Origin of the sequence: Streptococcus lactarius (assembly GCF_016642265.1) — a bacterium.
In the GTDB taxonomy this organism is placed as follows: domain Bacteria; phylum Bacillota; class Bacilli; order Lactobacillales; family Streptococcaceae; genus Streptococcus; species Streptococcus lactarius.
In genome coordinates, this window is the sequence record NZ_MRXX01000006.1 from 39042 (window position 1) to 44716 (window position 5675).

5 protein-coding genes and 1 riboswitch are annotated in these 5675 nt (G+C 41.9%); of the genes, 3 read left to right on the top strand and 2 right to left on the bottom strand.

Features of this window, described 5'->3' with window-relative positions:
* Positions 1-77 precede the first annotated feature (77 nt).
* Both BTU61_RS04745 and trkA read right to left on the bottom strand, forming a co-directional pair.
* On the bottom strand, positions 78-1517 hold the full coding sequence (locus BTU61_RS04745) for a TrkH family potassium uptake protein (RefSeq protein ID WP_200772551.1): 1440 nt from the start codon (positions 1515-1517) through the stop codon (positions 78-80).
* Between the two features lie 5 nt (positions 1518-1522).
* Positions 1523-2878: a Trk system potassium transporter TrkA gene (gene trkA / locus BTU61_RS04750; protein WP_200772552.1), complete on the bottom strand. Its 1356-nt coding sequence runs from the start codon at positions 2876-2878 to the stop codon at positions 1523-1525.
* Between the two features lie 294 nt (positions 2879-3172).
* On the opposite strand from trkA, the gene trmL reads away from it, so the two are divergent.
* From trmL to BTU61_RS04765, 3 genes are all read left to right on the top strand, one after another.
* On the top strand, positions 3173-3715 hold the full coding sequence (gene trmL / locus BTU61_RS04755; protein WP_200772553.1) for a tRNA (uridine(34)/cytosine(34)/5-carboxymethylaminomethyluridine(34)-2'-O)-methyltransferase TrmL: 543 nt from the start codon (positions 3173-3175) through the stop codon (positions 3713-3715).
* A gap of 81 nt (positions 3716-3796) precedes the next feature.
* Positions 3797-4030: riboswitch (FMN riboswitch) on the top strand.
* A gap of 219 nt (positions 4031-4249) precedes the next feature.
* Positions 4250-4807, top strand: coding sequence for an ECF transporter S component (locus BTU61_RS04760; protein WP_200772679.1), 558 nt, complete (start codon positions 4250-4252; stop codon positions 4805-4807).
* A complete protein-coding gene (locus BTU61_RS04765) occupies positions 4797-5447 on the top strand; it encodes a phosphatase PAP2 family protein (RefSeq protein WP_200772554.1) in 651 nt (216 codons plus the stop codon). The genes BTU61_RS04760 and BTU61_RS04765 overlap by 11 nt, the downstream gene beginning before the upstream one ends.
* Positions 5448-5675: the final 228 nt, after the last annotated feature.

A 5675-nucleotide genomic window follows, 5' to 3' on the forward strand; every position in this document is an offset into this window, starting at 1 on the left:
GGTGGGACGACGAAATCGAATTCTAACGAATGACCGATTTCTGTCCCACTCTCATTTTTTGTATTCCTTGCTATCCATCAGCGCTTGGACCATGTTCTAGGGAGGAAGAGTAGAATCATTGGGTAGATTTCAAGGCGTCCTGCAATCATGGCCAAGGAAAGTAAGAATTTGGAAATGGAACTAAAGATGGAGAAGGTTTGACCGGTTCCAATCATCGGTCCGATGTTATTAAAACAGCTAAAGACAGCACTGACGACAGTCATGAAGTTATTATTGTCCAGGCTAACGACAAATAGTAAAGCGATCGTGATAAAACTATAAATCGTAAAGTATTTGAGAATCTTGTGCTGGGTGTCTTTATCTAGTACCGTATCATTAACGTGCAAGGTCACGACCCGATTAGGAGATAAGGTGGATAGGACCTGATTTTTTGCAATCCGCCATAAGGTCAAGCAACGGATGACTTTGAGACCTCCTGCTGTAGAGCCGGCGGACCCTCCAATAACCATCAGCATTAAGAGGATAAACTGTGAGAAGAGAGGCCATTGTTCAGTCGTTCCATAACCAAAACCAGTTGTAGTGATGATATTGGACACTTGAAAGAAAGAGATCTCGAAGCTCTTGGCTACATTGGCATAGAGATGGAGGACATTGTAGGCAATGAGAACACTTGAGACCAGAACGATGGTGATATAGGTCCGCAATTCCTCATCTTTAAAGAAGGCCTTGAATTTTCGGATCATGAGGTAGTAGTAGAGGTTGAAGTTCACCCCAAAGACCAAAACCCCGACACTAACTAAATAGGTGATCAAGCTACTGTTGTAGTGGGCAATTCCATCGTTAAAGACGGTAAATCCTCCGGTACCGGCTGTCCCCATGGCAATAACAAAACTATCAAAAAGGGGCATTCCAGCAAGGAAATAAAGCACTACAAAGAGGAAGAACAAGCCTAGATACAAGAAGTAAAGGATTTGAGCTGTATTTTTTAGCTTGGACACCACCTTGCCAAAAACGGGACCAGGCACTTCTGCCTTCATCACTTCAAGGTGACTATTCTTATTATTGTCCATAATGGCTAAGGCAAAGACCAATACTCCCATCCCACCGATTAAGTGGGTAAAACTACGCCAAAAGAGAAGAGAATGGCTGAGGACACTCACATCATCTAAAATCGTTGCTCCGGTCGTTGTAAAACCAGAGCTGACTTCAAAGAAGCCGTCGATGATGTTTGGAATCTGTCCAGAAAAGACAAAGGGAAGAGCACCGAAGAAGGACCATAAGATCCAACAGAGTGCTACAATCAAAACCCCTTCTTTGGCATAGATGTGAAAATCTTTGGGCTTTTGGAAGCTCCCCAGAAATCCTAGACCTAGCAAAATGGCCATGGTGGCACCAATAGAGACAAAGACCTTAGCGGGTTCATGATAGATGGTAGCAACTACCAAGGGAACAATGAGGAGTCCTGCTTCGATTAAGAGGAGTTTGGATAAGAGGTAACGAATCATGCTTCTATTCATAGGGCTTACCTCTCAAGGAGATCGTAGATCTCAGTGATATTTTGGATTAAGGTAGTTACAAGAATACGATCGCCAACCATCAAATGGTCTTCTCCATGTGGGAAAATCGCCTTGCCGTTTCGAATAATGGCAGCGATCAACACACCTTTCTTCAGTTTTAAGTCGGACAAGTTCCCCTGGGTCAGCTTGTTTTCTTCCTTGATTTGGAATTGCAAAGTTTCCATTCGGCCGTTGGCCACATGGTGGAGAGCTTCCAGGTTTGAAAAGCGTGCATTGTAACGTCCACGAATAAAGTGCATGATGGTATCTACTGCGATTCGTTTTGGAGTGACGATACTTGTCATATCTTGGTCTCCTATAATTTCAAGAAGACTGGTCCGGTTGACTTTGGTAATATTCTTTTTAACGCCAACAGAATTCAAAAACATCGAGGTGATGATATTTTCCTCATCGACACCCGTCAAGGTCGCGACAGCATCATAGTGTTTGGCACTTTCTTCTAGGAGAATATCTTTTGCAGTTCCGTCGCCGTGAACGATGTAGAGATGAGGGAACTCTTGACTAAAAAATTCCGCCCGTTTCTGATTAATTTCTAAGACTTTCAGATCGATCTTTCGACGTTCATCTTGGAGAATATTGAGGAGGTAATAGGCAATTTTTCCAGCCCCGATAATCATCAGGTTTTTGATCACTTGCGGACGGACACTATTGTGAAAATGGACGACGTCCATCCGATTACCGGTGATAAAGATCTTATCATTTGGTTGCAGAACAAAGTCACCGTTTGGAATGGTCAATTCATTCTCTCGCTCGATAGCACAGATAATGATATTGCCATATTTCTTCCGAAATTGGAAGAGGCTCATCTCGCAAAGGTGGCTATCGGACTTGATTTTAAACTCCATCAAGGCAACTCGACCATTTGCAAAATGCTCTACAGACAAGGCATTGGGGAAATCAATGCTATTTGCGATATAGCGGGCTGTCAGCAGTTCAGGATTGACAACTAAAGAGAAGCCTAGGATATTTTTTTCCTTGAAGTAAGAATTAGAATATTCAGGATTGCGCACCCGAACAATGGTTTCTTTGGCCCCCATTTTCTTAGCAAGAACAGCAGAGACCATATTGACCTCGTCCTGTTCGGTCAAAGTGATGAAGATATCACAATCTTCAACGTCTGCTTGCTCTAAGACCTTGAAATTGGCTCCATTACCCAAAATCCCAATGATATCAAACCGTTTGGTAATATGGTTTAAAACGGCCTCATCTTGCTCGATTAAAATGATATCGTGGTTTTCAGCAACAAGAGAACGACAAAGAGCCGTCCCGACCTTTCCACCACCGACAACAATAATTTTCATAGATTACCTCCAGACTATGATTCTATCATACTTTATTTTCACAAAAAATTCATCTGTTTTCTGATTTTAAAAGAGATTTCTAAAGCTAACTTTCGGAAGAACGAATGACAAAACTTTTCTTAAAAAAATCTAAAAAACTATTGACAGGAGTTTTAAAAATGGTATACTTAAACAGTACCTTCGTTGATTTACCTCAAACCTGTTGTGAGTTAAGTTAATGAAGCTGTAACCACGCTGTTTGCTGAGCTTGACTCCGGGCAGTGTGGCTATTTTTTTATCAGAAAGAGTATCACTATGAATATTGAAGAACTGGACTACCAAGAGTCAGCAGCTCAAAATCATATTGTCTTGTTCCAACCTCAGATTCCACAAAATACGGGAAATATTGCTCGGACATGTGCAGCGACCAATTCGCCTTTGCATATCATTCGTCCCATGGCTTTTCCGATTGATGATCGTAAGATGAAGCGGGCTGGCCTGGATTATTGGGACAAGCTGGATGTCCGTTTTTACGATAGCTTAGAAGAGTTCATGGAAGCAACGCGTGATGGCCAAGTACATTTGGTTTCAAAGTTTGCCAGTCAGACCTATTCGGATGTTTCCTATCAGGATGGGAAGTCTCATTATTTCTTATTTGGCCGTGAAGATAAAGGCCTGCCAGAAGACTTTATGCGCCAGCACGAAGAGAAGGCAATACGTATTCCCATGAACGATGAACATGTTCGGAGTTTAAATGTGTCTAACACCGTTTGCATGATTGTCTATGAAGCGCTTCGCCAGCAAGGTTTCAAAGGGCTGGAGTTGAGCCATCGTTATGAGCATGACAAGCTCAAATAAGAACGGAAAATCAAAAAAACGAACGATGTAATCTATTAAGTTACAAAAACTTGCCACGGCAGGTTTTTTTTGTTATGATTAAGAAGTCTTCAGGGCAGGGTGTAATTCCCGACCGGCGGTGACTTTTACTAGGAAATGTTCTTTTTCTTTTCTACTTTGTTGCCAAGCTTTGCCTAACTAGAAGTTATGCCTAGAGCTTGTCGCCTCATCTAAAAGAAAATCTCCATTTCCATCCTCTAAAAGAAGTCCGCGAGCGCAAGCTGATGTGGTGTGATTCCACAACCGACAGTATAGTCTGGATGGGAGAAGACGAGAGAGGAACAAACCTGTTCTTTGTGATCATCTACTTGATGGAATCTGGTTCTTGATTTGATTGAAAATTTGTTGTCAAGCTCTTTTTCTTGAATCTTCATGCCGTCTTTCTTCAAGTACAAAGGAACTGTTTAAGTTTTCTTTAAAACGATTCGAATAGAATAAGGTCAAGGGAATCTTTCCAACTTCTTCTAATTTTATTGAAAATTGGAGGAACCTATGATGACAAATACACGTAAGCTGACCATATTGGCAGTTTTATCCGCGCTTTCTTTTCTACTGATGCTATTTCAAATGTCAGTCGGAATTGGTTTTTTGAAAGTGGACTTTAGTACGATCCCGGTCTTACTAGCCTTAGTCCTTTTTGACTTGAGAAGTTCATTTTTAGTGTTGATCGTCCGCTCCGTTCTTCAACTGGCTCTAAATAGTAAAGGTGCTGAGACCTTGGTGGGATTACCAATTAATATTGTTGCAGTATTCGTCTTTGTTTTAGCTTTTGCCCTTATTTGGAATAAAAAGCAAACCTTAAAACGCTTTGTACTTGCTAGCTTAGTGGGAACTCTTGGTATTACGATTGCCATGCTCGTGGTCAATTATTATTATGCAATCCCCCTTTATGCTAAGTTTGTAGGCTTTGATATCGCTGGCAATATTGGTGTTGAGAAGTATCTACTCGGTATGGTAGTTCCCTTTAATCTACTAGAAGGATTGATTTGGGCTGTTTCTTTTTGGATGGTGCACACCCTCATACAGTCCCAACTGAAACTATATGAAAAATAAACAAGAACATTGGGCGAAGGCAAGCTTCGCCCTTCTCATTTTTATGATTCTGGGATATGTGATTCGCTTTTATCCCCAACAATTAACAGGTTTTGACAGCACGATTCAATCGACCCTGCGAGGGGATTTACCTGTAGCGTTGACAGCCTTCTTTACCAAGGTGACCCATGTCATGGATACCAAGATCATTGTGATCTGGGTGGGGCTTCTAATGGCTGTTTTTGCCTACAAGAAATGGTATAGTGAAGCTCTTTTTCTAGGGGGCAATCTGGTATTGACTGGTCTTTTGGTTCTTCTTCTGAAGAATATCTACCAGAGACCGAGACCAAGTATTCTTCATCTAGTTGAGGAAAAAGGTTTTTCCTTCCCAAGTGGCCATTCCTTGGCGTCTACCCTTGTTTTGGGCAGCTTGATCATCATGATCGGGCAGCGTTTGAAACATCAGATAGCTCGTTATGTTCTTCAAGGAGTGCTGCTTTTGGGAATCGGAATCATTGTGGCTTCTCGTGTTTATGTTGGGGTTCATTACCCATCTGACGTCCTTGGCAGTATGATCCTGGGACTTGCCGTCTTGCAGTTTGAGTATCCCTTGTATGATCGCTTGCGCTTTCAATGGCGGTTTACAGGAAAGCAAAAATAAGGGAAGGCGGTTGGAACTTGCAGAGCATTCCAACACAAGAGGCCCTCTTTAGCTCTATAAGAGTAAATCAAGGCTTAGGAGACTTGCTTGGCCTGTTTTATCCACCGCATTAAAGTCTTGATTTGAGCAATCAACGACAGCATTATACAGTTAGTTTTATCAAGCATTGAAGAGGCTGGGACAAAAGTCCTAGCCTCTCAATTGTCTTCGGAGTGTCGAGCAAGACGC

Excerpts from the sequence above, each read along its gene's own strand:
- BTU61_RS04745 (WP_200772551.1), bottom strand. The coding sequence starts at position 1,517 with ATGAATAGAAGCATGATTCGTTACCTCTTATCCAAACTCCTCTTAATC.
- trkA (WP_200772552.1), bottom strand. The coding sequence starts at position 2,878 with ATGAAAATTATTGTTGTCGGTGGTGGAAAGGTCGGGACGGCTCTTTGT.
- trmL (WP_200772553.1), top strand. The coding sequence starts at position 3,173 with ATGAATATTGAAGAACTGGACTACCAAGAGTCAGCAGCTCAAAATCAT.
- BTU61_RS04760 (WP_200772679.1), top strand. The coding sequence starts at position 4,250 with ATGACAAATACACGTAAGCTGACCATATTGGCAGTTTTATCCGCGCTT.
- BTU61_RS04765 (WP_200772554.1), top strand. The coding sequence starts at position 4,797 with ATGAAAAATAAACAAGAACATTGGGCGAAGGCAAGCTTCGCCCTTCTC.